This is a genomic window from Bradyrhizobium liaoningense (assembly GCF_018130955.1).
Classification (GTDB): Bacteria; Pseudomonadota; Alphaproteobacteria; order Rhizobiales; family Xanthobacteraceae; genus Bradyrhizobium; species Bradyrhizobium liaoningense_C.
Map to the genome: position 1 here is coordinate 1 of NZ_JAFCJM010000089.1, position 24068 is coordinate 24068.

General features: G+C 60.1%; 25 protein-coding genes and 3 pseudogenes. 5 read left to right on the forward strand and 23 right to left on the reverse strand.

The genetic code is table 11. From position 1 onward, the window contains the following. Window positions 1-216: 216 nt before the first annotated feature. From JQ632_RS40185 to JQ632_RS36335, 6 genes and pseudogenes are all read right to left on the reverse strand, one after another. Entirely contained in the window at window positions 217-690 is a 474-nt protein-coding gene (locus JQ632_RS40185) for an ABC transporter substrate-binding protein (protein WP_212407539.1), read from the reverse strand. Further along, entirely contained in the window at window positions 653-1189 is a 537-nt protein-coding gene (locus JQ632_RS40190; protein ID WP_212407519.1) for an ABC transporter substrate-binding protein, read from the reverse strand. The genes JQ632_RS40185 and JQ632_RS40190 overlap by 38 nt, the downstream gene beginning before the upstream one ends. Window positions 1190-1652: 463 nt before the next feature. Continuing rightward, window positions 1653-2132, reverse strand: coding sequence for an Hsp20/alpha crystallin family protein (locus JQ632_RS36320; RefSeq protein WP_212407520.1), 480 nt, complete (start codon window positions 2130-2132; stop codon window positions 1653-1655). Window positions 2133-2331: 199 nt separating this feature from the next. After that, entirely contained in the window at window positions 2332-2769 is a 438-nt protein-coding gene (locus JQ632_RS36325) for a CBS domain-containing protein (RefSeq protein WP_249152789.1), read from the reverse strand. Window positions 2770-3147: 378 nt separating this feature from the next. Then, window positions 3148-5425 (reverse strand): annotated as a pseudogene (locus JQ632_RS36330) (heavy metal translocating P-type ATPase). An 82-nt stretch (window positions 5426-5507) separates the two neighbouring features. Further along, window positions 5508-5861: a c-type cytochrome gene (locus tag JQ632_RS36335; protein WP_212407541.1), complete on the reverse strand. Its 354-nt coding sequence runs from the start codon at window positions 5859-5861 to the stop codon at window positions 5508-5510. Window positions 5862-6314: 453 nt separating this feature from the next. Between JQ632_RS36335 and JQ632_RS36340 the strand changes: the two genes are divergently transcribed. Continuing rightward, on the forward strand, window positions 6315-6767 hold the full coding sequence (locus JQ632_RS36340; protein ID WP_212407521.1) for a pyridoxamine 5'-phosphate oxidase family protein: 453 nt from the start codon (window positions 6315-6317) through the stop codon (window positions 6765-6767). Window positions 6768-6937: 170 nt separating this feature from the next. After that, on the forward strand, window positions 6938-7288 hold the full coding sequence (locus tag JQ632_RS36345; RefSeq protein WP_212407522.1) for a cytochrome c: 351 nt from the start codon (window positions 6938-6940) through the stop codon (window positions 7286-7288). Between the two features lie 38 nt (window positions 7289-7326). Here JQ632_RS36345 and JQ632_RS36350 read toward each other — a convergent pair whose 3' ends face one another. Continuing rightward, window positions 7327-7980, reverse strand: a complete 654-nt coding sequence (locus JQ632_RS36350) for a hypothetical protein (RefSeq protein ID WP_312015704.1) — start codon at window positions 7978-7980, stop codon at window positions 7327-7329. A gap of 28 nt (window positions 7981-8008) precedes the next feature. Here JQ632_RS36350 and JQ632_RS36355 point away from each other — a divergent pair, with 28 nt between their 5' ends. Continuing rightward, the gene (locus tag JQ632_RS36355) at window positions 8009-8344 is read left to right on the forward strand and encodes a hypothetical protein (RefSeq protein ID WP_212407542.1); all 336 of its coding nucleotides are present in this window, start codon (window positions 8009-8011) and stop codon (window positions 8342-8344) included. 380 nt (window positions 8345-8724) lie between these two features. Beyond that, entirely contained in the window at window positions 8725-9003 is a 279-nt protein-coding gene (locus JQ632_RS36360; protein ID WP_212407524.1) for a hypothetical protein, read from the forward strand. Between the two features lie 434 nt (window positions 9004-9437). Here the strand turns inward: JQ632_RS36360 and JQ632_RS36365 are convergent, their stop codons facing one another. The 6 genes and pseudogenes from JQ632_RS36365 to JQ632_RS39885 all read right to left on the reverse strand — a co-directional run. Beyond that, window positions 9438-10001 (reverse strand): hemerythrin domain-containing protein, encoded by a 564-nt coding sequence (locus JQ632_RS36365; protein WP_212407525.1) that lies wholly within the window; start codon window positions 9999-10001, stop codon window positions 9438-9440. A gap of 229 nt (window positions 10002-10230) precedes the next feature. Next, a pseudogene (locus JQ632_RS36370) lies at window positions 10231-11669 on the reverse strand (IS1182 family transposase). Between the two features lie 162 nt (window positions 11670-11831). Next, window positions 11832-12500 (reverse strand): CBS domain-containing protein, encoded by a 669-nt coding sequence (locus JQ632_RS36375; RefSeq protein ID WP_212407526.1) that lies wholly within the window; start codon window positions 12498-12500, stop codon window positions 11832-11834. A 199-nt stretch (window positions 12501-12699) separates the two neighbouring features. Further along, entirely contained in the window at window positions 12700-13710 is a 1011-nt protein-coding gene (locus JQ632_RS36380; protein ID WP_212407527.1) for an ABC transporter substrate-binding protein, read from the reverse strand. 339 nt (window positions 13711-14049) lie between these two features. Further along, on the reverse strand, window positions 14050-14241 hold the full coding sequence (locus tag JQ632_RS39880; protein ID WP_249152791.1) for a recombinase family protein: 192 nt from the start codon (window positions 14239-14241) through the stop codon (window positions 14050-14052). Window positions 14242-14335: 94 nt separating this feature from the next. Further along, a pseudogene (locus JQ632_RS39885) lies at window positions 14336-14422 on the reverse strand (resolvase); the annotation flags it as partial. 452 nt (window positions 14423-14874) lie between these two features. Here JQ632_RS39885 and JQ632_RS36390 point away from each other — a divergent pair. Next, window positions 14875-15552, forward strand: a complete 678-nt coding sequence (locus JQ632_RS36390) for a recombinase family protein (RefSeq protein ID WP_212407528.1) — start codon at window positions 14875-14877, stop codon at window positions 15550-15552. A 69-nt stretch (window positions 15553-15621) separates the two neighbouring features. Here JQ632_RS36390 and JQ632_RS36395 read toward each other — a convergent pair whose 3' ends face one another. The 10 genes from JQ632_RS36395 to JQ632_RS36440 form a co-directional block, all read right to left on the reverse strand. Further along, window positions 15622-15816 carry a hypothetical protein gene (locus JQ632_RS36395; protein ID WP_212407529.1) on the reverse strand — a complete coding sequence of 65 codons (195 nt, stop codon included), beginning with the start codon at window positions 15814-15816 and terminating at the stop codon, window positions 15622-15624. A gap of 255 nt (window positions 15817-16071) precedes the next feature. Beyond that, window positions 16072-16680 carry a hypothetical protein gene (locus JQ632_RS36400; protein WP_212407530.1) on the reverse strand — a complete coding sequence of 203 codons (609 nt, stop codon included), beginning with the start codon at window positions 16678-16680 and terminating at the stop codon, window positions 16072-16074. Between the two features lie 352 nt (window positions 16681-17032). Further along, window positions 17033-17428 carry a hypothetical protein gene (locus JQ632_RS36405; RefSeq protein WP_212407531.1) on the reverse strand — a complete coding sequence of 132 codons (396 nt, stop codon included), beginning with the start codon at window positions 17426-17428 and terminating at the stop codon, window positions 17033-17035. Then, on the reverse strand, window positions 17425-18930 hold the full coding sequence (locus JQ632_RS36410; RefSeq protein ID WP_212407532.1) for a DEAD/DEAH box helicase: 1506 nt from the start codon (window positions 18928-18930) through the stop codon (window positions 17425-17427). Before JQ632_RS36410 ends, JQ632_RS36405 begins: the two co-directional genes overlap by 4 nt. Next, a complete protein-coding gene (locus JQ632_RS36415; RefSeq protein WP_212407533.1) occupies window positions 18927-19757 on the reverse strand; it encodes a bifunctional DNA primase/polymerase in 831 nt (276 codons plus the stop codon). Before JQ632_RS36415 ends, JQ632_RS36410 begins: the two co-directional genes overlap by 4 nt. Beyond that, the gene (locus JQ632_RS36420) at window positions 19754-20860 is read right to left on the reverse strand and encodes a DNA polymerase III subunit beta (RefSeq protein ID WP_212407534.1); all 1107 of its coding nucleotides are present in this window, start codon (window positions 20858-20860) and stop codon (window positions 19754-19756) included. Before JQ632_RS36420 ends, JQ632_RS36415 begins: the two co-directional genes overlap by 4 nt. A 244-nt stretch (window positions 20861-21104) precedes the next feature. After that, window positions 21105-21401: a hypothetical protein gene (locus JQ632_RS36425; protein ID WP_212407535.1), complete on the reverse strand. Its 297-nt coding sequence runs from the start codon at window positions 21399-21401 to the stop codon at window positions 21105-21107. A gap of 154 nt (window positions 21402-21555) precedes the next feature. After that, window positions 21556-21816: a hypothetical protein gene (locus JQ632_RS36430; RefSeq protein ID WP_212407536.1), complete on the reverse strand. Its 261-nt coding sequence runs from the start codon at window positions 21814-21816 to the stop codon at window positions 21556-21558. A gap of 93 nt (window positions 21817-21909) precedes the next feature. After that, entirely contained in the window at window positions 21910-22494 is a 585-nt protein-coding gene (locus tag JQ632_RS36435) for a hypothetical protein (RefSeq protein WP_212407537.1), read from the reverse strand. Beyond that, window positions 22457-23755 carry a site-specific integrase gene (locus JQ632_RS36440; RefSeq protein ID WP_212407538.1) on the reverse strand — a complete coding sequence of 433 codons (1299 nt, stop codon included), beginning with the start codon at window positions 23753-23755 and terminating at the stop codon, window positions 22457-22459. The genes JQ632_RS36435 and JQ632_RS36440 overlap by 38 nt, the downstream gene beginning before the upstream one ends. Window positions 23756-24068 lie beyond the last annotated feature (313 nt).

Genomic DNA, 24068 nt, shown 5'->3' on the forward strand with positions numbered 1-24068 from the left:
CAGATCGAGAGCAGTGTCGATCTTCCGCACTAGATGATCTTCGGGAACCGCGTCGCTGAGATGAAACGCGTAGAACAGTTGACCTTGGTCACTCTTCAGACGGCCCATCATGGATCGACCTCGTCGCGATTCGCGTCAACACAACGGAATCACGCTTGCCGGCTCGCCTCAACCGACTTTTGCAACAAAATCGGCCAGGAGCGGGCATCGCTCAGCTCATTCGAATATTTTGTCGGCGCTCAAGAGGATTGAGTCGGGTATCGTGATGCCGAGCGTCTTGGCAGCTCTGCGATTTATCACCAGTTCGAACTTGGTAGGCTGCTCGACCGGTAGATTAGCCGGATTGGCGCCTCTGAGGATCTTATCGACATAGATCGCCGAGCGCCGGAACAAGTCGGGTACACTCGGCCCGTAAGACATCAATCCACCAGCCTCAACAAACCTGCTCTCTTCGAACATCGCCGGAATCGCATTGCGGACCATAAAATCGACAATGCGAGACCGGTGCTCCATCGTGAACGGTTCTGCGGTCACCACTAGCGCTAAGGGCTTTCGCTTCAACAACTCATCAAACATCGTCGTCAGTTCGTCCAGATTGCGCGCGCCAGCGTCGAAAAACTCAATCTTGGATCTCTCGGCAGCAGCGCGGGTCTCACGGACGCGTAAAAGCCATCCCCGGATTTGAGGAATCCCACAGAACGGCGATGTTGTTCACGCTCGGCACCAGGGTGTGAATCAACTCCAGCCGCTTTGCACTCAGGTCCGACGCCATGAGGGATAATCCGGTGAGATTGGCCCCGGGCCTGGCGAGACTTGTGACAATGCCCGTATTGAGGGGATCGCTGCTGGCGGCAAATACAACCGGTATTTTATCCGTTGCCCGCTTGGCAGCGATGATCGAAGGCGTACCCGCGGTGACAATCAGGTCGACCTTGCGTTCAAGCAGCTTCGCTGCAAGATCGGGAAGACGGTCGACGTGGCCATCAGCGTAAAGATATTCGGTTTCGACCGTGTTACCCTCGATGTAACCCAGTTCACGCATCCCGCGCCGATATTCTTCGAGAAGGCCGTTCCACTCCGCTTGAGTCGTCGGTACCAGCCAGCCGATACGCGGGCGCTTTCTCGGATACTGTTGGGCAAAGGAGTTAGATGCCGCGAACGCAGACGAGCCGAACGTCACGAGAAGCATGCGACGGTTCAACATATGACACCTTATCGCGCGACGCCTATTCGCAGGAGATTAACACACTGCACCGGCCGAGGCAGGACAATAGGGGGCCGCTCGGACGGAGCAAGGCGCTTCCAGACGACCTTATTCTTTAACCTGGCTAGTCTGGGGTCTTACGGTCGTACGTTCAGCAAGGATTGTGAGGAAGCTCTCATTGTGAGACCCGCTAACTTTGCTTCGACGTGAGATCGAGCTTCAAGCCGCAGTGCGGGACTTCGACCCGCTCAGGACCACAATGGGTCAAAAGGCGCCGTTCGGAAGGTCGTTCGGCTGCTTCCGGTTAGCCCCGATAAGGCGACAATCAAAGAGCAAGACCGGACTTCGCTTTTGGGGCCAACAAGAGACATGCCGCCAGCCAGCGCACTTGAAACGAAAAGCCGCCCGAAGGCGGCTCTCTGAGGTCTCGCTGCAATCAGATCAGGAACTAAGCTTTGTTAGGGGGAGCGCCCGCCTTGACATCGATTGTCTTTGAACTCTTCATGACCTTGGTTGGCTTCTTGATTGTCAGATGCAGCACGCCTTTGTCGAAATGAGCCTCGACAGCTCCGTCCTCAGGCTCAAAAGGTAGAGACATCGATCGATAGAATGAGCCATAGGTCCGCTCCTCAACGTGCCATTCCTTCTCGTCCCTTGTGCTCTCGGCCTTTTTCTCACCGGAAATGACCAGCTGGTTTTCGTCCACGCTGACCTTGATGTCCTTCTCGTCAACACCGGGAAGCTCGGCCGTCACTTCGAAGGCATCCTTTGTCTCCGCTACAGCGACCGGCGGGATGCCAGCTCCAATGTAGGCGGAGGGCGAACCCCGACCGAAAGCTCGGAGCGCGTTTTCCATTTCACGCTGCATGGCTCGGAAGGGGTCTGAAACCAAATCCTGGCTAGTGGTCCACAGTCTCGGAAGTGCCATTCGATTGCTCCTTCGCAGGTTCGGAACACCCCCTCTAATGTTTATATCGGCGATTTTTGAGCTATCGATTTTGACTTAGCTCAAATTTCGAAGCGACTTGCGGTCCGCCGAAACGACCGCATCCAGGCCCGGCGCGAGCGCGGCTCGCGCTTTGACTTTTTGCTTGCTGACAACACGACCTTCTCCTCGTTGCGCGAGGTCATCGTGTGCTGCCGCGGATATAGTGCTCCAACTGCTCGATCACAAATTCCCGGTCGCTGATGATGCTCTTGACCAGATCACCGATCGAAACGATGCCAAGAAGCTCGCCATGTCCAATCACCGGCAGATGGCGGAGGCGCTTTGTAGTCATGAGCGCCATGCATTCCTCGATTGATTGGTCGGGCCCAACGCACACGACGTTGCGTTCCATGATGTCGTCGACCCGCGTCTGTGGCGACGCGCGCCCCTTCAAGTAGACGTTGCGGGCATAGTGCCGCTCGGTGACGATGCCGACTATTTTGCCGCCGTCCAGCACAACCAGCGAGCCAACGTCCTTGTCGGCCATCATCTTGATTGCGTCGTAGACTTTGTCGCCAGGACGGACGGACCATACCTGATGGCCCTTCTCTTCCAAGATGTGACCAACTGTCGTCATGACGGCACCAAAGGCAGAGATTGAGCATCGCACAAGATCCGCTTTCCACTTTGACAGGGATCAAAGCGGGCTCGTCATAGACCGCCCCTCAGGATGGAAAGCGAACCCCACCATCCCGGCACATTCAAAAGGGACGTTGTGCGCCGCAGTGATTCTGGTAGCCTGACTTCCGCAAGGGGCCATTCGCGACCGGGGTCAAGCCAGTAGCAAGTCCGTCAAGTCGGCTATATCGCCGAAAGTGGAAGTAACTCAGGCCCAGGGCGTTACTGATTGATGGTGCTGCCCGAGACGTGATTGGCTTCGTGCTAATGAGTCCGCGCCCTAACCAACAAGGCCTTGTTGCTTGGCGCTCAGGTTACGTAAAGCTCGCCAAGCTGCTCACTGCGCGGCCACGGCTTCGTAAATATCCTCCTCTTGAGCAGTATGCATGCGCACCAGCGTTTCGATTGCCTCGATCACACGCTGGGCGTCTCGGATAAGATAGCGATCGACCTTTTCTGACGGCAGGTCAGCCGCGATCCGCGCGAGCAGCCGCGCAAGGTGCAGGATCTCTCGGTGCGCGCGGCTCATGGCCGAGAGGCCATGGCGTTCTCGCAGCACCTCTGCAATCTTCGGATAGACGCTGCCCTCGTCCTCGCGCTCGTGCGTCACGACGCTGCCCTGAACCAGGCGATCAGCCTCTTCGATCAAGGCCGCCGCGGTGTCTGGGGTAGCATCGTCAATCGCATCGACGATCTTGCGCAGCCGGTCGAGATCACTGAACAGCGCCTGATGCTCGTGACGCAGTGCCAGCCCCTGCTCTGCGGATATGCGGCGGCCGGCGACCCCATGGACTGGAGTGCGCGCCCGAAGCGCGTTCAGGATGACGGCAACATCGATCACCTCCTGCACGATTGCTGCCGGTACGGGATTCAGCCAGCCAACGGTGGCCGCCACCATGGCCGCTATCGACAATCCCATACCAACAGTGATGCTTTGGAAGGCGATACGCCGTGCTCGCTGCGCAATTATGATCGCTTCGCCCACGCGATCAAGCCGATCGGTCAGGATGACCACATCTGCCGCCTCGGACGAGGCGCTCGCGCCGCGCGCGCCGAGTGCAACTCCGATATCGGCCACGGCCAGTGCCGGGGCATCGTTGATGCCATCGCCGACCATGATGGTCGGATGCAGCCGCTGTTCCGTGCGCACGGCGTCAACCTTGTCGGAGGGAACGCGGTCGGCCAGCACGGCATCGAGGTCGAGCGCTGCTCCGATTGCCTGCGCCGCTGCAGCGCGATCGCCCGTGACCATCACCATTCGCGCGATGCCCGCGTCGCGCAGCAACCGGATCGCTCGCGGCGTATCAGCCCGGAGCTCGTCGGCCAGCAGCAGCGCACCGATCGGACGGCCGTCCACGGCAACAAAGACGATCAACGCCGAGCGCCAAGATGCGCGCCGGATTGCCCGCAGCTCCCACGGCGACGGCTCGGCATGTGAGCGAAGCAGCTCTCGCGAACCAGCGGTTACTTGGCGGCCATCGATCAGGCCAGACAAGCCGGTGCCCCTGGTCTCTTTGACCTGTTCGGGCGCTTTCAGCTTGAGGCCGCGATCAACGGCCGCAGCGACGACGGTCTTGGCGAGCACGTGATGCGAGGCCTGCTCAAGCGATGCCCCAAGCGTGAGGACCTCGTCCGGGTTTTCCCCCGGAGCGACCTCAACCGAGAGCAACCGCGCACCTCCCACCGTCAGGGTCCCGGTTTTGTCGAAGAGCACGGTGTGCGCGCGAGCCAGCGCCTCCAGTGCCCCTCCGCCCTTGGCCAAGATGCCGCGACGGGCCGCTTGCGCCACGCCGGCGATGAAGGCGACAGGTGCAGCGAGAATCAGGGGACAAGGCGTTGCCGCCACCAGCACAGCGAGGCTGCGGGTCAGATCACCGGATATCCGCCACGCCAGGAAGGCGATGACGAGCGTCACTGGCAGAAAGATCAGCGCATAGCGGTCGGCCAGGCGCACAAACGGAGCCTTTGCCGTTTGCGCCGCCGTCACCATGCGTACAATACCAGCGTAGGTGCTCTCGCCAGCCGGTGCGGTAACGGTCAACTCGAACGTCTCGCCCGCATTCAACGAACCAGAAAGGACAGCACTGCCGCGTGTCTTCGCGACCGGGATCGGCTCCCCCGTAACCGCGGACTCGTCGATGGTGGCCGAGTTCGAACCAACGATACCGTCGACCGGCACGATCTCGCCCGCCCGTACCAGGAGCCCTTCACCGACCCTGACTGCCTCGATCGGAATCTCTTCGATCTGACCGCCGATCTTGCGGTGTGCTCGGCGCGGCGCACGATCGACCAGTGACCGCAGGTCGTGCTCCGCTCGTGCGATCGCGATATCCTCCGCCAGAATACATCAGCGCCACCACAGCCCCGGCAAGCGGCTGGCCGAGCGCCAACGCCGCGCTCATCGAAAGGAGCGCGATCGCGTCCACTCCGAGGCGGCCACCCAGCAAATCCCTGACGATCGAGATCGCCAGTCCTCCTATCACGGGTGCCGTGCCGATTGCCCAAGCGAGATCGGCCAGATCAGGACGGTCGCCGGCTCGCGCAAGAGTACCCGCGGTTAATCCCGCGATTGCGATCGCAACCAGAGTCCATCGCAGGACTCGCTCGAATGACATTATTTTCTTCCGCAGTCACACATTCAGGTCACCCTCTTCCGAAACCAACTTCGTTGTCTGCCGCCCTGGAGAAGACCAGACTTCATCGTTGCGGCAACTGCCTCGGCTTAAATGGCTCCTGAATTGACTTCATATAGTTTAGGACTGCTTCTGCATCGTCTCTGTTGAAGCGAAAGGTCGGCATTGCGGGATGAATGCTGCTATAGCCATCCTGCAGTCGTTGCAGAAAGTCGCTGTCGTAGAGTTTGGTTTCGCTAAAGCTGCGAAAGGGCGGCGCTTGCCTGTTGGGACTCGCGCCGGTTCTGCCAACTGAGTGACAGCGGGCGCACATCTTTTGCAGCAGCTCCTTGCCATGCTGCTGCTCCTCATCGAGCGCATGGGCGCAGGTGCTCGAGCAGAGACCTATTGTCGAGAGTATCAGCAAGCATCGCAGCATCGCAATCGTTCCCGCGAAACGGCTCACCAACGCGAGGTTGCCCCTGCCGTAGACATAGAGCGCAACCAACCCGACGGTCACCACCGTCGAGAAGATCAAGATGCTTCGATCCCAATCGATTCGCTCCTTCTCGGCTCTTCTGAAACGCCAGAGCCGTCAATAGGGCTTTCATGGCAAATCGGCGCATCACGCAGACCTCCAACTCCACACGATGTCACCGCCGTTGAAAGCCAGTTTGATGCAGCTCAAAGATGAGCTCGGTTGGCGATGGGTCCGGATAGCGACAAGCATGGACGCCAAATAGCACCCCCCTCCGAGAGCATTGGCCTAATTACCCTCAGGCGTATAGGCAGGCCGACTGCGCCCAGGCATGGGCGCCGACTTCTTTTTTTGACCTGCCTCAAAACGTGCGCGTTCCTTCGGGGCTAAACTGATCTAAATCGGAGGCGACCAATGGACGAAATGTTCAGGCGGAAAATCCTTCGGCTTCTGGATCAGCATCGGACCACGAGGATCGCGACGTTACGATTTGACGGCTGGCCCCAGGTAACCACTGTCGGCTACGCCAATGATGGACTCGTCATCTATTTCCTTTGCGGAGCGGACAGCCAGAAGGCAGCTAACCTGGCAAGGGACGATCGGGTCTCGCTAACGGTAGATGACGATTCCGCGCAAGTGATGGACATCGCGGGCCTATCGATGGCGGCACGCGCGAAGCTCGTAACGGATCCCGCCGAATTCGAAAAAGCCTTACGGCTCCTGATCTCGCGATATCCGAACCAGAAGGGCCTTGATCTCCCGATGCCGAAAACTTCGGACGTCTGCGTCTTCCGCCTGACACCCACGATCGTCTCCCTGCTCGACTACTCAAAGGGATTTGGACATACCGACCTGATCGCATGCTAAGGAGCCGCGCCTTCCGTTAAGGCGCGATTGCGCTCGGTCATTCTGCTTTCCTTCGCCGGAACAGCTGATCGCCGGAACAGCTGATCGGCAGGCGGTTTTGTCGATGAAGGTGCCCGCGGGCGCTCGCGCGGTGTTGCTGTGGGTGCCCAACCGCGAGTTGAGATCGAAACATGTTCCGCAGCATCCGAGTCGACATCAGCCTCGCGATTCTGATCACAGCATTTTTTCTCGTCCACGTGCACAATGCAGACGGATCTAAACTTGCTGCAGACAGCGCGCTGGAAGGACGTCGCCTCGCGGAAGCATGGTGCAAGCCGTGTCATGCAATCGAACCGAACATGGCGGGAATGTCGGATCAGGCACCGGGCTTCGCGGCAATCGCAAACAGGCATGGAACGACAGCGCTTTCGCTGAAAGTGTTCCTGAAGACCAGCCACCGCAACATGCCGAACCTGGTCATCGCACCTGAGCAGGCTGACGCTCTCGCGAATTTTATCCTTAGCCTAAAGACTCAGGACTAGAACGCTGATTGGCACGACCGTGACCGTAAGCTGGGGTCTTAGCGAGCCCGGTCGGCTTGCAAGGTCTCGAAGAACGCCACGATCGCGTCAATCTGGTATTCGGCGAGCTTTGGCTTGAGCATTGCCTGGTTCGGGCCTACGCGACGGTGGTTTGACGTCAATAGCTGTCGGAGATCGTTGGCTGAAAATGATGGCCGGCTGGCAATTTCGCTGAAGCTTGGCGCGGGGAAACGAAAGGCTGGTGTCTCCCTTGAAGAATCCGAGATGACGTGACAGAGGCCGCAGGTCCCGTGAGCGAGCGCGCGACCCTGCCCGATCTGATCCGCGAACAGCTGATCGCTGAACGGCGAGTTGACCGGCACCTGGATGGTGATTGAACCAAATCCGCTGGCGCGGTGACAGGCATTGCATCCGCTCGTGAGATCCGAGTAAGCCTTGGCGAAAGCTGCACCATCCTTCTGTTGGATCGCGCGATCCAGAGCTTGCAGCTGTTCGGTAGTTTGGGACGATCGCAAGTTTTCGGAGGGAGACGACATTGCCTTCCGCAAGTTTGTCTGGATCTGTCGAAGCTCATAATTCGCCAAGTCCCAGTTGCTGAGCTTTCCGGCAAACCATAATTTGATGTGCTGGAGTTGTAGCGCGATCATAAGATCCGATAGTTGGGTTGACGTGCTGCCAGCCGGCTGGTTCACCTGTGCTCCCGCATTAGACAGCGGGAGCATGGCAGCAATCGCGGCGGTTATCAGCGTCCGTAACTTCATGCCAGCGCTCGAAATGATGAGGCTCGATGGCATCAAGGCCGAGCTCGGCGTCGATTCCGATCAACAACACCTCTTAAGTCATGCGCACGTTACCAGAGCGAGGTCTCGATACATCAACCAAGCACATCGAACGGTTCCCTTGTCGATCGGCTCAGGCGTAATTGATCAGACAAGCAGGTTCGTAAAGAACGGTTCGGTGATCGCGGCGGCTGACGACTCCGTCCCGTCAGACGCGACGGCGGTGACAAATTCGCTGTTGCAGTTCCAGCAGCGCCAAAGCTCTTGGGCCTCCTGAGCATTGATGCGTTCATGCCACTCGAGGTGTACTGACCCGGAACCACAGCGAGGGCATTTTTCGTTAGGTGGTGGTGTTGAGACCGGTGCCATATGAAACCTCCCTCGTGTCCGGTGCACAGCATGCGATCTTGACAGTATGGCGAAATGATCTAGATCAACGAGTTGCTCGCTCTCCCGATTGCTGACGCGAAGGCGACCTTTGAGTTGAGGCCTCGGCGAAATTGCGGATGATCATGCAGCCCCTATTGGAGCATGCGACATCCGTTGTTGAGCTGGGCAATGCGGACCCGAGGAACTGGGGATGTGCGACCTCCTCTCCGGACGCCCGGGGTTCCGATTTGCATTCCGCTCCGCGACGACGTCGACAGGAGAGCCACGATGTCCAGCAACATTCATGCCGACGATCTGACCGCGGCCGTGCGCTACGCGCTCGAAACCACCCGTGCCACGATTGTCTGTCCTTTCCACGATCAGGTTATCATCCGCGTCGGCGACGATGCCGCGGAGAGCCATGCCTTTGAGCGGGCGAAAAGAATCATCAAGAGCGATGGCGGGTTCTGGGCATCGGACGTCCTCAGGGAAGAATTCGGCCGTCAACTCGGCGCCGCCACGGACGGCCGGTGCCCGCAGTGCGATCGGAGCGATCCCGGCACCTGAAGACACGGCCCGGACCGGACCCGCGGTTTTCACTCACGACGGTGCCGGACGATCAACAGACCTGTTTGCGTCTCGCGTAATTCCATCTGCTCGGCCCGTGCCGCCCATTGACGTGCGGCCTGCACCAAGAAGAACGAACTCACCGGATCGGTCCTAACAAGAGCCACAGCCGCGATGAAATGATCTAGGCTTCGACGTACGGGACGGCGAAGTTGTCGCACATCGATGTGAACGCTTGTTTTGCTTCAGCGCTCTCGAAGCAAAAATGCGTCCCTCTATCGCCACGGTCTATCCACCAGTCGACCTGTCTTCCTCGTGCAATGCGGGACGCTTCTGCACGCAATTGATCTAATTGCCTTCCGTAGGCTCGAACAATCACACAATCTGCCATTTGGACACTCATCAACTAGCTAACCCCACTGCTGACTGCGCTTCTAACGCCGTTCGACTTCGGACTCTTTCTCCATCTGCACGATGCGCGCTCGTAGCGCGTCGAAGATTTCTTCGGCGGCCTCGCTGAACAGCGGATCCTCATGATTCGTTGAGGCCGAAGCGATCTCAGTCCAATCTGAAGGCTTTAGAACCTTGAGGGCGGCGGGAAAGAAATCGCGGTCTTCGATCATGATATGGCGCCGCTCGCTCTTTATGAAATCGCGAACGATGTTGTCCACATTTAGCCGAAGAATCTCCCGATCCGCGAGAACACTGTCGATCGCCTGAGCGACGCGGCGTAAACGCTGGGTCCCTTTTTGGTGCTCAAGCGTTAGATCGCCAACCCTTGCCGCCGCAGCTGGATCTCGAAGCTTTAGCTTGGCAAAGACCAATTCTTCTTGGGGATGATGATACAGCTCCGGATAGAGCTCGAAGTAGCTGATAATCGCGCGAATGACCTCATAGTCGGGGTGGTCCCCGCGATCGAAAATCTCAAGCTCGCGCTCAAGCACGGCGAGCAGCGTCTCAATATTGCGGTGTTCCTGGGATAGACGCTCAATGATCATTGCGACCTCCAATGAACCATTGAATAATAAAAGCTATCTTGAAAGCGATCCCAGTTTCTTGCGCTAGATCAAACACGAAGGACCGGCCGTCGCGTCGTCGGGGACGACGTACTGCTTTCTCAAAGGTCGAGGCAGGCCGCGGACCGCGGCAAGATCGAATGCGCCTGACGGCACACGAGGTCTCGACGTCTACAGGGCCGTCAGTCTTGAAGCCAAAAGTGGGCCGGCCTTAGGCCGCGATCGCGGCGATCAGCGGCCTGATCCCGAGGATATTCATTGCTCGGGTCAGATTATAGGCCAGGACCGAGAGGGCCATCTCGGCGGCTACCTTTGGGAGCGTTTTGGTCAGGAAGTGTGTCGCTCCCATGCGGGCCTTCATCGTGCCGAACGGATGCTCGACAGTCTCGCGACGAAGGCGCATAGCGAGCGGGTTCGCATCGAGCCGCTGCTGCACGGCGTCGAGCAGATCCTCGTGCTCCCATCGCGTGATCCGTCGCTCTGACCCGGGCGTGCACTGGGGTTTGATCGAACAATTCTTACAGGCGTTGGTCCAGTAGCGCCGCAGCATCTTGTCGGCTTCTTCGTTTGTATAGCGATACGGCAATCGCTCCCCGGCCGGACAACGATAGGCGTCCTCCTCGGGCAAATAGACAAAGTCCTGCTTGCCGAAGCGACCTTCTGACTTGGCACCCGACGTCTGCGGCTTGGGCAGAGTTACCGTGATGCCGGCCTCGTGGCACGCGAGGATCTCCGGACTGCTGAAGTAGCCGCGATCGGCCACGGCCTCGAGCGTCTCGGTCTGGAGAACAGCCTTCGCCTGCTTGGCCATATTGGCCAGTTGAGCCCGGTCTGAGCCGCTGTTCGTGACCTCATGCGTCACAATCAGATGGTGCTCGGTGTCGACGGCGACCTGCACGTTGTAGCCGACGACGCCGGAACCGCGCCCGCTCGTCGCCATCGACGGGCTGTCGGGATCGGTCAGAGAGATTTGCTGGTCAGGCGAAGCCAGCATCTGCTTCTCGTAGACGGCAAGCTTGCCCATTTCCTCCTTCAGCTTGGTCAGCTTCTCGGTGAGCCGCGTCACCTTCGCGGCCAGCGCTTGCGTCGGCTCCTGTCGGTCGGCTGTGTCAAGCTGGCTCAGATAGCGCGCGACGCTCTCCTCCAGCTGAGCACGTCGCCGCTCCACCTTCGCCCGTGTAAAGTTCCTGTCCCGGTTGTTCACGGCCTTGAACTTGCTGCCATCGATGGCGACGCTCGCCGTCGCGAGAAGGCCCATCTCACGACAGAGTTCACAAACCGCGCGCAGACTTTGCGAAGCGCCAAGCCGTTGTCCTTGCGGAAGTCCGCAATCGTCTTGTGATCAGGAGCGAGCCGGCCCAGTAGCCACATGACCTCGACATTGCGTCCGGCCTCGCGTTCGAGCCGCCGGCTCGACTGCACCCGGTTCAGATAGCCGTAAATGTAAAGCTTCAGGAGAACTGCGGGGTGGTATGACGGCCGACCGGTGGCCGCCGGCTCCACTCCCTCAAAGCCCATTTTTGCCAAATCGAGCGCATCGACAAATACATCGATCACGCGAACAGGGTTGCTCTCGTCAATGAAATCATCGAGGCATTCGGGCAATAGCGTCCATTGCCCACGATCCGCCTCCGCAACGAAGCGCCTCATCAATTCCCCCGCAGAATCACGAGAGAATCATAGCAGCGGCACTGCGTTTTCACACAGCCAGGGTCATTCGCGATCTTGGCCCGTACTCCAAATGTCTGCTCATCCACTGACAACGGCGGAAGAGCAGACACCCATCAACCGCGCTTGGGGCTAGAAACTGACTCAGGGGGCGATGCCCAAATGATCCGATACCGACTCGATCCCCGGCGTTGCCTCGGCCGCAATGCGAACGGCGGTCTTCTCTTCTACGCTGTAGACAAATCCCCAGAGATCGGCGCAGCGGTCATTGACGATGATGTTGAAGGGTCTGCCCGCCCACGGCTGATCCTTGATGCTGTCGACGAAGCGTTGATGCAGCACGCGGTCGCTTTCAACCCAATCCGTAATGTCGATGGTGTGGGCCAAGACTTGCAACAGGTTCGCACGGCTGACGATACCGACCACTAGTTCGTCCTGAACGATCGGCACCCGCTTGATGCTGTGCTTCTCCATCAAGTTCGCGATTTCCCGCAACGGTGTTTCCGGCTGCGCCGTTATCACCTCACGCGTCATCACATCGCTTACCCGTTTGGCGTGCGACTTGACGAACTCCTTCGCCAGCGCGTCGCTTGACATGAGTGTTTCGCCCCCTCTGGAACGGCGCCGTTCGGTGCCGATCTCGACGCGCCGGATCAGATCGCCTTCCGAAACGATGCCGACCAGCTTCGCGTGGATATCGATGACCGGGAGCGCGCTGACGCAGTTACTGACCATCGCATTTGCCGCGATTTGAACGGGGATATCGGGGCCAACCGAGATAACCCCACGAACCATCACGTCCCGCGCTTGCATGTCCGGCTCCCTTGTTCGGGGCAGAAAGTTTACCACGCGCGCCCACTTATTGCAGCCCCCGCATGAGGGCATGTCCGGTCGGGGTCACGAGCGTCGTCAGCGGCGATAGATGGCTACCCGTCGACTTCCGCTTTGGCCATTAAGCGACCGATCTCGTTTGGCGGCGCAATACGACGCGAAGGGCCAGCAGTCGCCCGCTTCATTCGATCACCTCGTCGGCGACAGACAACAGGGACGGCGGAAATTCCAGCCCAAGCGATCTTGCGGTTGTTCGATTGAGCACCAATTCAAATTTGGTTTGCTGGTAAAACGGGATGTCGCCCGGTTTTGCGCCGCGCAATATTTGGTCCGCCATATTGGCGAGGCGACGCAGCAGATCCGCAGTATCAGTACCGTAGGATGCCAGCCCACCGACATCCACGTATTCCCGATAGGGATAGATCGTCGGCAGATGGCGTCTGGCCGCGAGGTCAACGATCACTTCACGGTTCGTGATGTGCTCGGGGGAGTCTGCGACCACAAGACCGTCAACTCTTTCTGCTTCCATTGCGTCGAACACTCGTTCATATGCTTCGCGATTGATGACTTTGTCGGCAAGCACCGCGGCTGTGATCGGAATACCGGTCCGTCGTAGCAGTGGCTCGATAGCCATGTCCCAATATAATATTGCAGATGCAGGGATGAGCAGCCGAACATTGCTCAGTTTGCCAACCGTCTCGCGAAGGAATTGAAGGCGCTTGCCGTAGAGTTCCAATCCTACGTCAACATTTATTCCCGTGATATTTCCATCCGGCCTCGCCAAGTTCGTCACAAGTCCGCTGGCAATTGGATCGCCGCTCGTTGTCAGGATTGGGATCGTGGCGGTTAGCGGCATGAGCTGGCGGGCAAGCAGGGTCCCTATCGAGATGATCAAATCAGGATGGCTCGCGACAGCGGCACGAGCGACAACATCGTAGCGCTCCATCTGACCGAGCGCCGAATACCGCTCCACGACCAGGTTTTTCCCCTCGATATAGCCGAGCCTATTCAATTCCCCAAAAAATGCCTTGTAGCGACCCCTGACGGTCAACCCCTCAAGCTTTTCCGTGAGATGAACAAATGCGATGCGTTTTATACTTGGCGACCGAGCGTCGGTCTGAGCGCAAACCGGCCGAGCAAAGCCAATTGCCGCCGTGGCCGCCGTACCCACGAAGAATTCCCGCCGTCGCATGCGCCCCTCACACCAGAGACCACGCCTGTGGGAGAACGAGCTTAGCACTTTATGGTGGGGCTGTGGGGTGCCGCTCTGGGTCATTCGCGACCGGGTCGAGCCAGTAGCACGTCCGGCGAAGTCCGATGTGCCGCCGAAAGCGGAAGTAATCCGGCTCATCTGTGGTCCGCGCTAGCTCGCCAGCCACCGTCTTCGCGAGGGAGCTTTCTTTGTTTGCCACCGCGCTCGAAGATTTACCCGTGTTACCGGTTCCGGTACCTACCCGATTGCAATCCCGACATACCACCCCGGAGGTCCCCCACCCCTTCAGGTCGAGGGTCACCCGCCTGCCCGCGCCTCTCACTGGCGCAGGCCGAGCCGCTTCAACACCCGCATCGCTGTCATCGCGTTCCAGGTATCGCCACCGCGTGGCGTTGGCACGCCGCGCTCGGTGAGCTGCTCGGCGATGTCCTTGTAGGGCTGCTCCCAACCGATCTCCGTCAGGATATCGATCAGGCCGGCGTCGCGCGCCGCTGCAGCCTCCGTATTCATCCTGCCGACATTCGGATTGCCCAGGACAACGCCTCGCCTCCTTGGCCTTCGCCAGGGCCTCTTTCGTGCGCTCCGAGATCAACGCGCGCTCCTTTTCGGCCAAAGCAGCGTAGATGTGCAGCATAAACGGGTCGACGTTGAGGCCGAGCTGCGCAACGATGAAGAGCACGCGCTTGGACATCAAGTCAGAAATGAACGCGACACTGCGCGACAGACTGTTTCCTCATCATCGCAATAATTAAAGATCACGATATCCGCGTCACGATCTTCGGGGCGAGCAGCGTAGTGACGATCCATCGGTACCTTGGTCGCTGCAATCCCGACTAAGTGCCCCTGGGGTCGCCCCACCCCCTTAGTGACAGCAGTCCAACTCGACGGCCACCGGAGCCGTTTAGCAAATGCGCCTGGCGCATCCGTTGCCAAGCCTGCGGCTGCTGTGGGTGCTTGGCGTAGGAGCAGTGAAGCGCGAGCGCGCAGGCGAAGGAATTGCCGATCGCCGTGACCTAGCATAGGCCGGCAAGACTCAGCACGCGCTGTTACAGCAAAAATGAATCGCTGCGATTCCGAAAACGGTATCGTACAGATTCTAAACGGACGTATAGATAACTACAGCAGTTTTGTGAGAGGTATCCCGTGACTCCCGAGCGTCCCCTGGTGACTTACCTGCGCGTATCCAGACCAAAGCAAGGTCGTTCAGGTCTCGGGCTCGAGGCGCAGCGCGCCGCCTTGGCTAACTTTGCTCAAGCCGAGCGCTTCCACATCATGGATGAGTTCGTCGAGGTTGACTCCGGCAAGGGTCATGACGCGCTTGAGCGTCGTCCGGTGCTTAGAGCCGCAATGGCGAGGGCTAAGAAGGCGAAGTGTCACCTCGCCGTCGCCAAGCTCGATCGCCTTAGCCGAGACGTGCATTTCATCAGCGGCTTGATGGTGCACCGTGTGCCGTTCGTGGTGGCGGAGCTGGGGCCGGACGTTGATCCGTTCGTGCTGCACCTCTTTGCCGCGCTGGCAGAGAAGGAACGCACGTGGATCGCCACACGAACGCGCGACGCCCTGGCTGCGGCGAAAGTGCGAGGGGTCAGGCTTGGCAACCCGAGCCTTAGCGACGCCCGACACCGCGCGATCCAGCACAATCGGCAAGCCGCCGACGCCCGCGCCATCGAGGTGATGCCTCTCATCCACAAGATCCAAGGTGCCGGAGCCAAGTCGCTCCGCGAGATCGCTGATCGGCTGAACGATCAGGGCGTCGCTGGCCCCCGTGGTGGCGCCTGGTACGCCAGCAGCGTCAGGAACGTCCTGGCTCGCGGTCTCTAAGATTTCGGATCCCGCCGCGTAGCCACAACGTGAGCGTCTTTCGGCTTTTAGATCAGTCTCCAAGAATGCTCAGTTCACGAGCCCGGCAGTCTTGCCGGTCGGCGTCAGATCAAGATCAGTGACCTCGTTGAGCTGCCTGATGACGATGCGGATCGGTTCGCCGTCCTCGCCCGCGATCGGCTGAACGGCTTTGCCCCAGCCGCGTTCCAGAAGAATGGCGATGGCCTGTATGCGCGCGCTGGGTGGGGCATCGACCTGACGCATGATTGCAGCAAGGGACCTCACGGCCTCGTCTGTATAAGCCCGGCACAGCGATCGGATGTTAGGTGGTACTCTCTTTGCTGGCAAAGGGTTTACGGGGTTGGTACCCCCTCCTGTTGGCGCTCTCCGGCTCAATGACATCCGTCCAGTTCATCGGGCGTCCGGTTCATTGGGGCCCGAACTTTAGTATAGCGCGTCTCGTCGCGGCTGGCGAATTGGCGCGCTTGGTCAAGCGCGAATTTACCCCCCGTGTCACAGTCACGCTTGCGGAAGATCATCTTCGTGAGTTCCGAGCATCTTGGAGAGGGCTAAGTCCTCCGGACCTAGTGTAACGACTGTGGAGTGGTCGCGGTGGTAGATAGTTTCCATTTCGGCCATTAGCCTGTCCTTGTTCTCTGGCTGCAGGAGCGCCGCGTCTTTCTCGACGAGCGACTTGGCGATTTTGGCCTCTATCTCTCCAATTGTGCCAGGAGTAATCTTGTGGACCTCGCCCCGGACGTATGCACACACGTCAATATAGAACTCGTCGCGATTCCGGCGGGCCACGTCTTCCATAGCGGCGTCCCATTCCTCCCGCGTGCTGTAGCCCCAGAATTGAGGTTCATGCTCACTGAAGATGTCCGTATCGAATGTCTCGGCGATCGCCCTCAGTATGTTACTTGGAGCGTTCGCTCCGTACCTTGTTAATTCCGCAACCAGCCCGTCGTCGGCGATACTGACCCAAAGATAGTTGCGTCCGTCGGTCAGGCAACGATTCCTCTCGTTGGTATCGGTACAGACATGCTCTCGAATTCCACAATTTTCCAACCGATCATCGAATAGATCGCGCGCGCTCACCTTCTTGCTGAGAACGAAACCAGTAGACATCTCACTCTCCCTCGCTAATTACCCATGCCTCCTCGCGCGACCAGGCGTCACGGCCTGGCCGGAGTAGCGCCACGATCTCGGCGCCGTGCTGGAAAAGTGCGTCGAGTATCTCTGCCGGCGGTGCCGACGCTGCGCTCCAACCAAGATCGTCCCCATCGGCCGTGAGCTCTTTGCCAGCGACCCGCGCCGCCTCGATTGCCTCATGCGGTCTCATCAGTGAGACCACACGGTCTCGTGGGTGATACCTTGTCGTCTCACGCATGAGACTGTAGGCCCACCTACGGTCTCGTTGGTGAGACCAGGCCCGGTCTCGTGGGTGAGACACTCTTAAGCTATCCATCTATACCTCTCTCTACCCCCTCCGAGCACGGAGCGGGATGATGTCTGCGGCAACCCAGTTCTCGAAGTCACGAGAAGCAGGCTGGCCTGTCAGATCGCATCTGAATTCGGTAAGCCGCCACTCGGTGGCGTGGCGCTGGGGAGCAAAGCGACCCTTCGCCGTAGTGACGATAAAGCCGCGGTCTTGCAAACGGATCAGAGAGCGAGCGGCCGTCGCCTTCGACACCAGGATCGACCGTGCCGCCTCTCGTACCGAGAGGGGGATGCTGCCGTTGTTGTTGCCCCGGTAACGCATGACGAGCTCAACGTAGATGGCGCGGTCGTTTCCTTTGAGGCTGCGCCAGGCCGCCGTCTGCATCATACGGTGGGTGAGCCGGACAAAACGCTCCGCAGTGTCCTTCTTCCTCATGCTGATTTTCTCCGGCGCGCGTAGGCGATCATCCGAGATTGCACCCAGCGTCTTACCTCGACCGATGGCTCGGTCGGCACTGGCCGCGCGCCGGGGGGCGGCCAGTCGCCGAACTTGTTGCGGTACTGGTGAGCGACCCATCCAGCCTTGTAACCGCGCTCGGCCGCGATGCCGGCGAGCATGGAGAACCATTGGTTACGCAAATAGGGGTCGTCCAAACAGGGCCGCGCCCTTCGCGAAGGATCGACGAGGCCCAGGTCGCCGTCGACAACCTCAATGGCGCACGGCGATAGTTCCGGCAAATAGCCGCAGCTCAGACAGGCCATCCCGCCGACGCGTGCAGCTCCGCATTCCCGGCACTCGACGATCTTCGGTCCGCCCGGTTGGTCACCAACGCGGACGGCGTGGGTGGGATTGTTCGCCTTGAGGTCGGGATCGAGCGTCCATTCGACGTGATCCTCGGCGAAGCCCAGCCGGTAGGTGGCGCCAGAATGGTCGATGACGATACAGTTTGTCTTGTTCGGCGCCGGCCGCAGCCCCCGGCCGATCATCTGACGGTAGAGACCCATCTGCTTCGTCGGTCTCGCCAAGATCAGGCAACCGAGGGCAGGCATGTCCCATCCCTCGGTGAGCACCATGCAGTTCGTGACAATCTCGATTTCGCCGGAGGCCAACCTCGCCAAGGTGGCGTCGCGCTCGTCCATTGGCGTTGTGCCATCGATGTGTTCGGCACGGACGCCAGCGGCGAAGAACTCATCACGGATATGGATCGAATGACGAACGCTCGTAGCAAAACAGACGGCCTTACGTCGCTGGGCGAATTTGATCCAGTTGGTGACAATGTCGCCGACCAGCTTCGGTCGATCCATCCGGTCGGCGAGATCGCTTTCGACGTAATCACCATGCCGGACGCGAACACCATGCAGGTCGGGATCAACGGGTGCGTAGACGCGGGTCGGGACCAGAAAGCCCTGCTCGATGAGGTCGCCGACCTGTGGGCACTGGATCATGGCCTGGAAAACATTGCCGAGGCCGCGGCCGTCACCACGGCACGGCGTGGCAGTTAGCCCGAGCAGGATGGACTCCGGGTAACATTCGATGATCGACCGATAGCTGTTCGCCACGACGTGGTGGCATTCGTCAACGATGACCAGAGCGGCCTCAGGCAATTCGAGGATGCCAGCTTTGATCGCGCGGCGATGCAGCGTCTGCACACTCGCAATCTGCACTAGCTCCAATGGTCGGAGGAGGTTGCCTGGGCGGATAATGCCGTGGGGGATCCCGCGCAGCTTATTGCTGGTCTGTGTGAGGATCTCACGGCGGTGCGCGAGAAATAGCGAGCCAAGGGCTCTACCTCGAGCCTGCTCAACAACCGCCCGCGCGACTACGGTTTTGCCTGACGCGGTCGGCGCGACCAGAATGATCCGGCGCAACCCCGCCTCGACCGCGCGCCAAAATTCCTCGACGACCTTGGCCTGATACGGGCGCAGAACTTCAGTCATGGCCTGCCTCGCAATCTCGGCAGCCGTATTCCAGCCGTGCGGGCTGAACGGATCGTGGCCGCCACGCTGTTCCAACCGTCGTCCTGGGCGAGGCCGTTTGCTGAACAGGCATGCCGGAGGGACTCGACGACTTCGGTCTCGGTGAGCTCACCGCTGGCGACCAGTCTGAACAGGTTGAAGGCCGCCTTGTTGAGCGCGTGATTTCGGGAGCCGCGCGGAGTTGCGGCGAGCATCGCGATCTCTGCACGCAACGCGGCTTGACCGTAGGCACCACCGTAGGTGCTGATTGGACGGGTCAGAGAGGCGTCGCTGATCGATCTCGTGGGTTTGATGCGAGCCGCGATAATCAGCCATGCCGGCGCCACAGCCAATTGCCTGTGCGGATCCTCGAAGGTGTAGATATGGCCGGTTTCATGGATCGACGGCGGCGCAACAACGTAACCGCCATCGGCACGAACATCGAGGCCCTCGCCGACTTGCGCGATCGAGGACGGGATCGCACCGGGATATGCGAACCACAAATGGTGACCGCGACGCGTAAGCACGGTGCGTGTTTTTGGCAGGGCGCCGTGTTTGGCCTCGAGCGAACGCAAGCTCGCCTCGCCCTCCTCGCCATCGATGTCGAGCACCAAGACGCCCGAAGGCGCTCCGGTCGGGATTCCAATGTTTCGATCGGGATCGGTCCAGTAGCGCCGGATGGTTGCCGGATTGGTGGTCGCCGCATAGAAGCTCCGCTTAACCGCCGGCTTCTTGCCGCGCGGCTCGACTGGAAACACGGGCACCCCATTCACGGCGTAATCGAGAGCGGCGGCGAGAAGGTCGCTCATGACGACCTCGGCCGGATCGGCATGAGGCCCGCGACGAAACCTTCGTCGTCGGGGTCGGTGACAAGGATCATCCCGCCGCTGTCGGCAACGCTGATCCTGACGTTAGCGCCGCGGACGGCACCGATCGCGACATCGAGATAGTGAATCTGAGCCGCGGTCTCGCCTTCGCCCTCGACGCCGGCAGCGAGACGGTCCTCGCCGCCGTCGGCCCGCAACTGCAATCCCGCCGCGTTCCAGCGCAAGCTGACCTCATGCGGTCGGATCTGCGGGTCGGCCACTGCCTTGAAGCGCGCGAGCGCCTCTCGCACTCCGACGCAGTTGGTGGTAACGACGTTCGTGGCCTTGATGGGGATCCACCTCTCATGATCGGGGTAGGTCGAGCCGATCGTTCTGCTGACGACAACAAATCCTGAGCCATCAGCCGCAAACAGATTTGCTGAACGGCGCAACATCACGCGCCCCGACGTGCTGCCGAGCAGGCGATTGATGGCCCTCTCCATCTCGTTCGGAATGATCAGGGAGTGATCCGCCGACAGTGTCGACGCCGCCGGCGTCGTGACACGGCAGAACCGGAACCCATCAGTAGCGACGGCGACGAGCTGGTCATCTACGTTGTGCAGGAGGATGCCGTTGAGGTAGGGGCAGGATGCGTCGTCCGCAGCCGCGAACGCTGGTCTGGCAAACAGATCGCGGGCGACCCCTGCATCGAGCTCGACGCAGCCTGTTTCGGGCCCGAGAACAAGCGGCTCCGGGAGATCGGTGATCGGAAACACGGGCAGCCTGAAGCTGGAATTGCCGGCGGCGATGGCGGCGGCGCGGTGATCAGCAGCGATGACGACTTCTTCCGCAGCGGGGAAGTGCCGCATTAGGGCTGCGAGCATGTCCAACGGCACCGCCACCTCGCCCTCGGCCGTGCCGTCGAGCCTGGTCGTGACGGTGTCGTCGACCGCGGTCGAAGTAATGGAGAGACCGTCCCCCTCTGCGGTCAGCCGGACCGCGCTCAGCGCAGGAATACGCCGAGTCTGCCGACCGCTGACTGGATGTGCAGCCAGGTCGAGCGCGGCTGCCAGCGAGCCGCTGGAGGCTCTGAACAGGCCAGCCATCACTGACGCTCGATCACGAACAGCACGCGAGGCAGCCGAAGCAGATGGTGGGTACGCGGCCATATTCGAGCGGCTCGACATCTTCTGGACGCAGCTCGGTCTCGCAATGCGGGCAACGTACTCCGGTGGCCAGGCGCACCGTGGCCTTGAGGTGGAACGCGGTTCGGAACTGAGGGTGGGTCGCCATCTTGGTGTCCTCCAAAAGCAAAAGGGGACGCCATCTCGCGATGGCGCCCCTTTTTGGCTACGACATGCGGTTGTTGAGGAGATCGACCAGCTCGGCGAGATCATGCGCTGCGATCTCGATCTCAAGCAGATCTTCAGCGAGCGACTTGCGCCGATGGTTGAGCTCGTCACCGAGATCGTGGGCCTCGAGGGCGTCGAGCTCGTCTTGAGCCGCGCTGGAGGCGGCAAAGAAACGGGCGGAGATTTCTTCCGCTCGCTCGGAGAGGTGCTGTACGAGTTGCAGAATGTTGACAGGGGAGTCGAGTGGCGTTACCGCGTAACGTGCGACCGCGGTTTCAGGCGTAAAGTTGGGCATATCTGCCCTCCTATTCGTGCGACCAGGTGCACCGGCTTGGCATCCGTGCGTGTACCTGGTCGTTGGCGCCGCTGCTTCGACGCATAGTTCGCCTCAGCCGAGCGGCGGTTAGCCTCGGCGAATTCAGACCAAAGTTTTGAGACGCCAGCGCCGATTATTCGGCGACGGAGCCAGCAGCGTTGTCAGCCTCGCGCTCACGCCGCCACGCTGCAGCGCTTTCACGGCTGATCAGCACGCGCGTGCCCACCCGGAACTCAACCGGCGTCAGGCCGACCTTGTGCATCTTGTAGTACTGGGGAACCGAGATGCTGTGCCTGGCACAGAACGTCTCGATGCTGTAGGCGTCGAGATCGCTTCCGATCACCGTCCCGGTCGAGGTGATCTTCTTGCCCGTGACTTCGGGACGAAGAGCCATGGTGGTCCTCCAAAAGAGTTGGCGGACCTTAGTAAATTCACTGGGGGGAGGTCAGGTGGAGTTCGGGGGTAGTTCAGGTGGAGTTCGGGGTAGTTAGCGTGGTACCAGGATCAACAGCTCGACGATCTTCTTGCGAAGGTCTTTGGCATTTGCCGGTGACCAGTTTATTTCGTCCTGCAGGAAAGCTGTCGCTTCGACGACCAACACATCGACGTTGCGCAGTCGTTTTGGATCGTCAGCGGCGACCGCGATGAGCCATTGCGCGATCAGCGTGTACCAATCACCTCTTGGCTTTGTTCCCGGCTTTGCTCGCACTGGCGTCACCTCGTTATCCACTTGGCGCAGTGCTGGCCAGACCTTCTCAACGTCCGGGTGCCAGAGGAAGTACACAAAGCTCCCTGGATCTGGAGGACCGCCATGGATCCGAGTAAACGAGCCATTGGCGTGGATCACGAGATCGCGGTGGGCCCAAAAGTCGGGGAGCATCGGTTCGGGTTCACCGCCCTTGATCTGCCGCCGCATGGTGCGCACACGACCCTCGGCTAGCGCTTGGTTCAGATCGACGTGCGCGAGTTGCCGATTCCCGAGGCGCTGACTGAGCAGTTTGTGTTCCTCGTCAACCGGCCGCCAGAGCGGATCGTCAAGCGACGGCTCGGACGTCCGCGATTTCTTTCGCATGGTCATTGCCTGTAATCGGGCTGGTGACACGCGCAGGCGGCGGCTGGTGGTGCAACAGCGCCGCACGCGAGATGTCGTCGCCATGGTCGGTGATATGCTTGCTGTACGTTCGCTCGATCTGCGCCACGCTCGTATCGTGGCTCGCCGCAACGAGGCGAACTGGGACGCCACGCAAAAGCTGCCTGACGATGTTGCTATGTCGCAGCGCGTACAGCGTCACCTCTTCAGGATCGCGGCCGATTGCGCGCACGACCTCCGCAATGTCTTCGCGATAGTCATCGCTGGGGCTCTTGCTCCACGGCTGCCCGTTGCCCTTCAGGAGCAATGGCGCATCGGGCTTACGGCCTTTGGCGGCTTTCTTCAGGCTCGCCGCAAGGGAGGGGGTGATCGGCACATTGACGCGCTCGTGCTTGCGCGCTGTGCGGTTCTTGCTGCCGCCCTTGGCGCTGCGCGGCATCGACAATCGCGGATGTCGGCCACCGTGCAGATCCTCGACCAGAAGCCGCGCCGCCTGCGATGGTCGCGCGCCGGTCTCCGCCAGTACGTGCACGAATAGGCCGAGCGCGGAATCGCGCGCATAGCTGGCGTTGACGAACTGGCCAACGGTACGATCATCGAGGATAACGTTGCGAGCAACCGTCGCGTCGGGCAACGCCTCCAACCCGACCTCCCATGCTGCCTTGTTGGTGATGCGGGGGTCGTGAGAAGCGGCCAAGTTCAGGGCGGCGCGAAGGCCTTTGCAGTAGCGGACCACACTTGCAGGCTTCAGCCCCTTCGCGAGCAGACTGTTCCGCCACTGATTGAGTTCCTTGGGGTCGAGCAACTGCACCGGCTTCGACAGTAGAATCGTCGTGAGATGCTTGCGCGGAAGCGACGCGTTAGAGCGGTCGCCGTCACGCGCCTTCAGATCGTCCGCGTACCGATCCAGCGCCTCGCCGATCGTCGCGGGGCGGCTGTCCTCGCCCACATCACCAGGCTGCCGACGCGCCAGCGACTTCGCAACGTCCTGCGCCTGATAGAAATCGAGGATGGTCTTGCCATTGCTGGCGTCGAAGTCGTCGGCTTCGGCGAAGGCCTTGGTCCAGTATGCGCCGTGACCGTCGCTGACCTTCGCAACCCATGAACCGTTCGTCTTGTTGCGACGATAGAGCAGCGCCATGCCTCGCCCCAACGCGGAGCCGCTGTACGGCTTGCGGCGAACTGCCAACTTCAGTCGCGCGCTCCGGCTTTCGAGCAGGCTGTTGCGAACCTTGCGTGCCATTGTGTCCCAGAAAGTGTCTCAAGGATGTGTGTAAAGGCCTATAGAGGCGCACACTACCATATGGAGCTCTTTCTAGGAATATCAGTGGGTTAAGTATAGGCCGATAGAGCCATATGGAGGCCGGTGGAGTGAAAATTCTCCCCTTGTGGGAGAAGGTGGCGCGGGTCCTAACCGGCTACATGGGTAACAGAATAGACCGGCGACATGGGTAACAGGTCAACTGTCGGCAAGGAGGGCTTTGCCGATGGGTTGGAAGGAGACCTGTGCCGTGGACGAGCGGATGCGCTTTATGGTGGCGGTTGAGAAGGGCGAG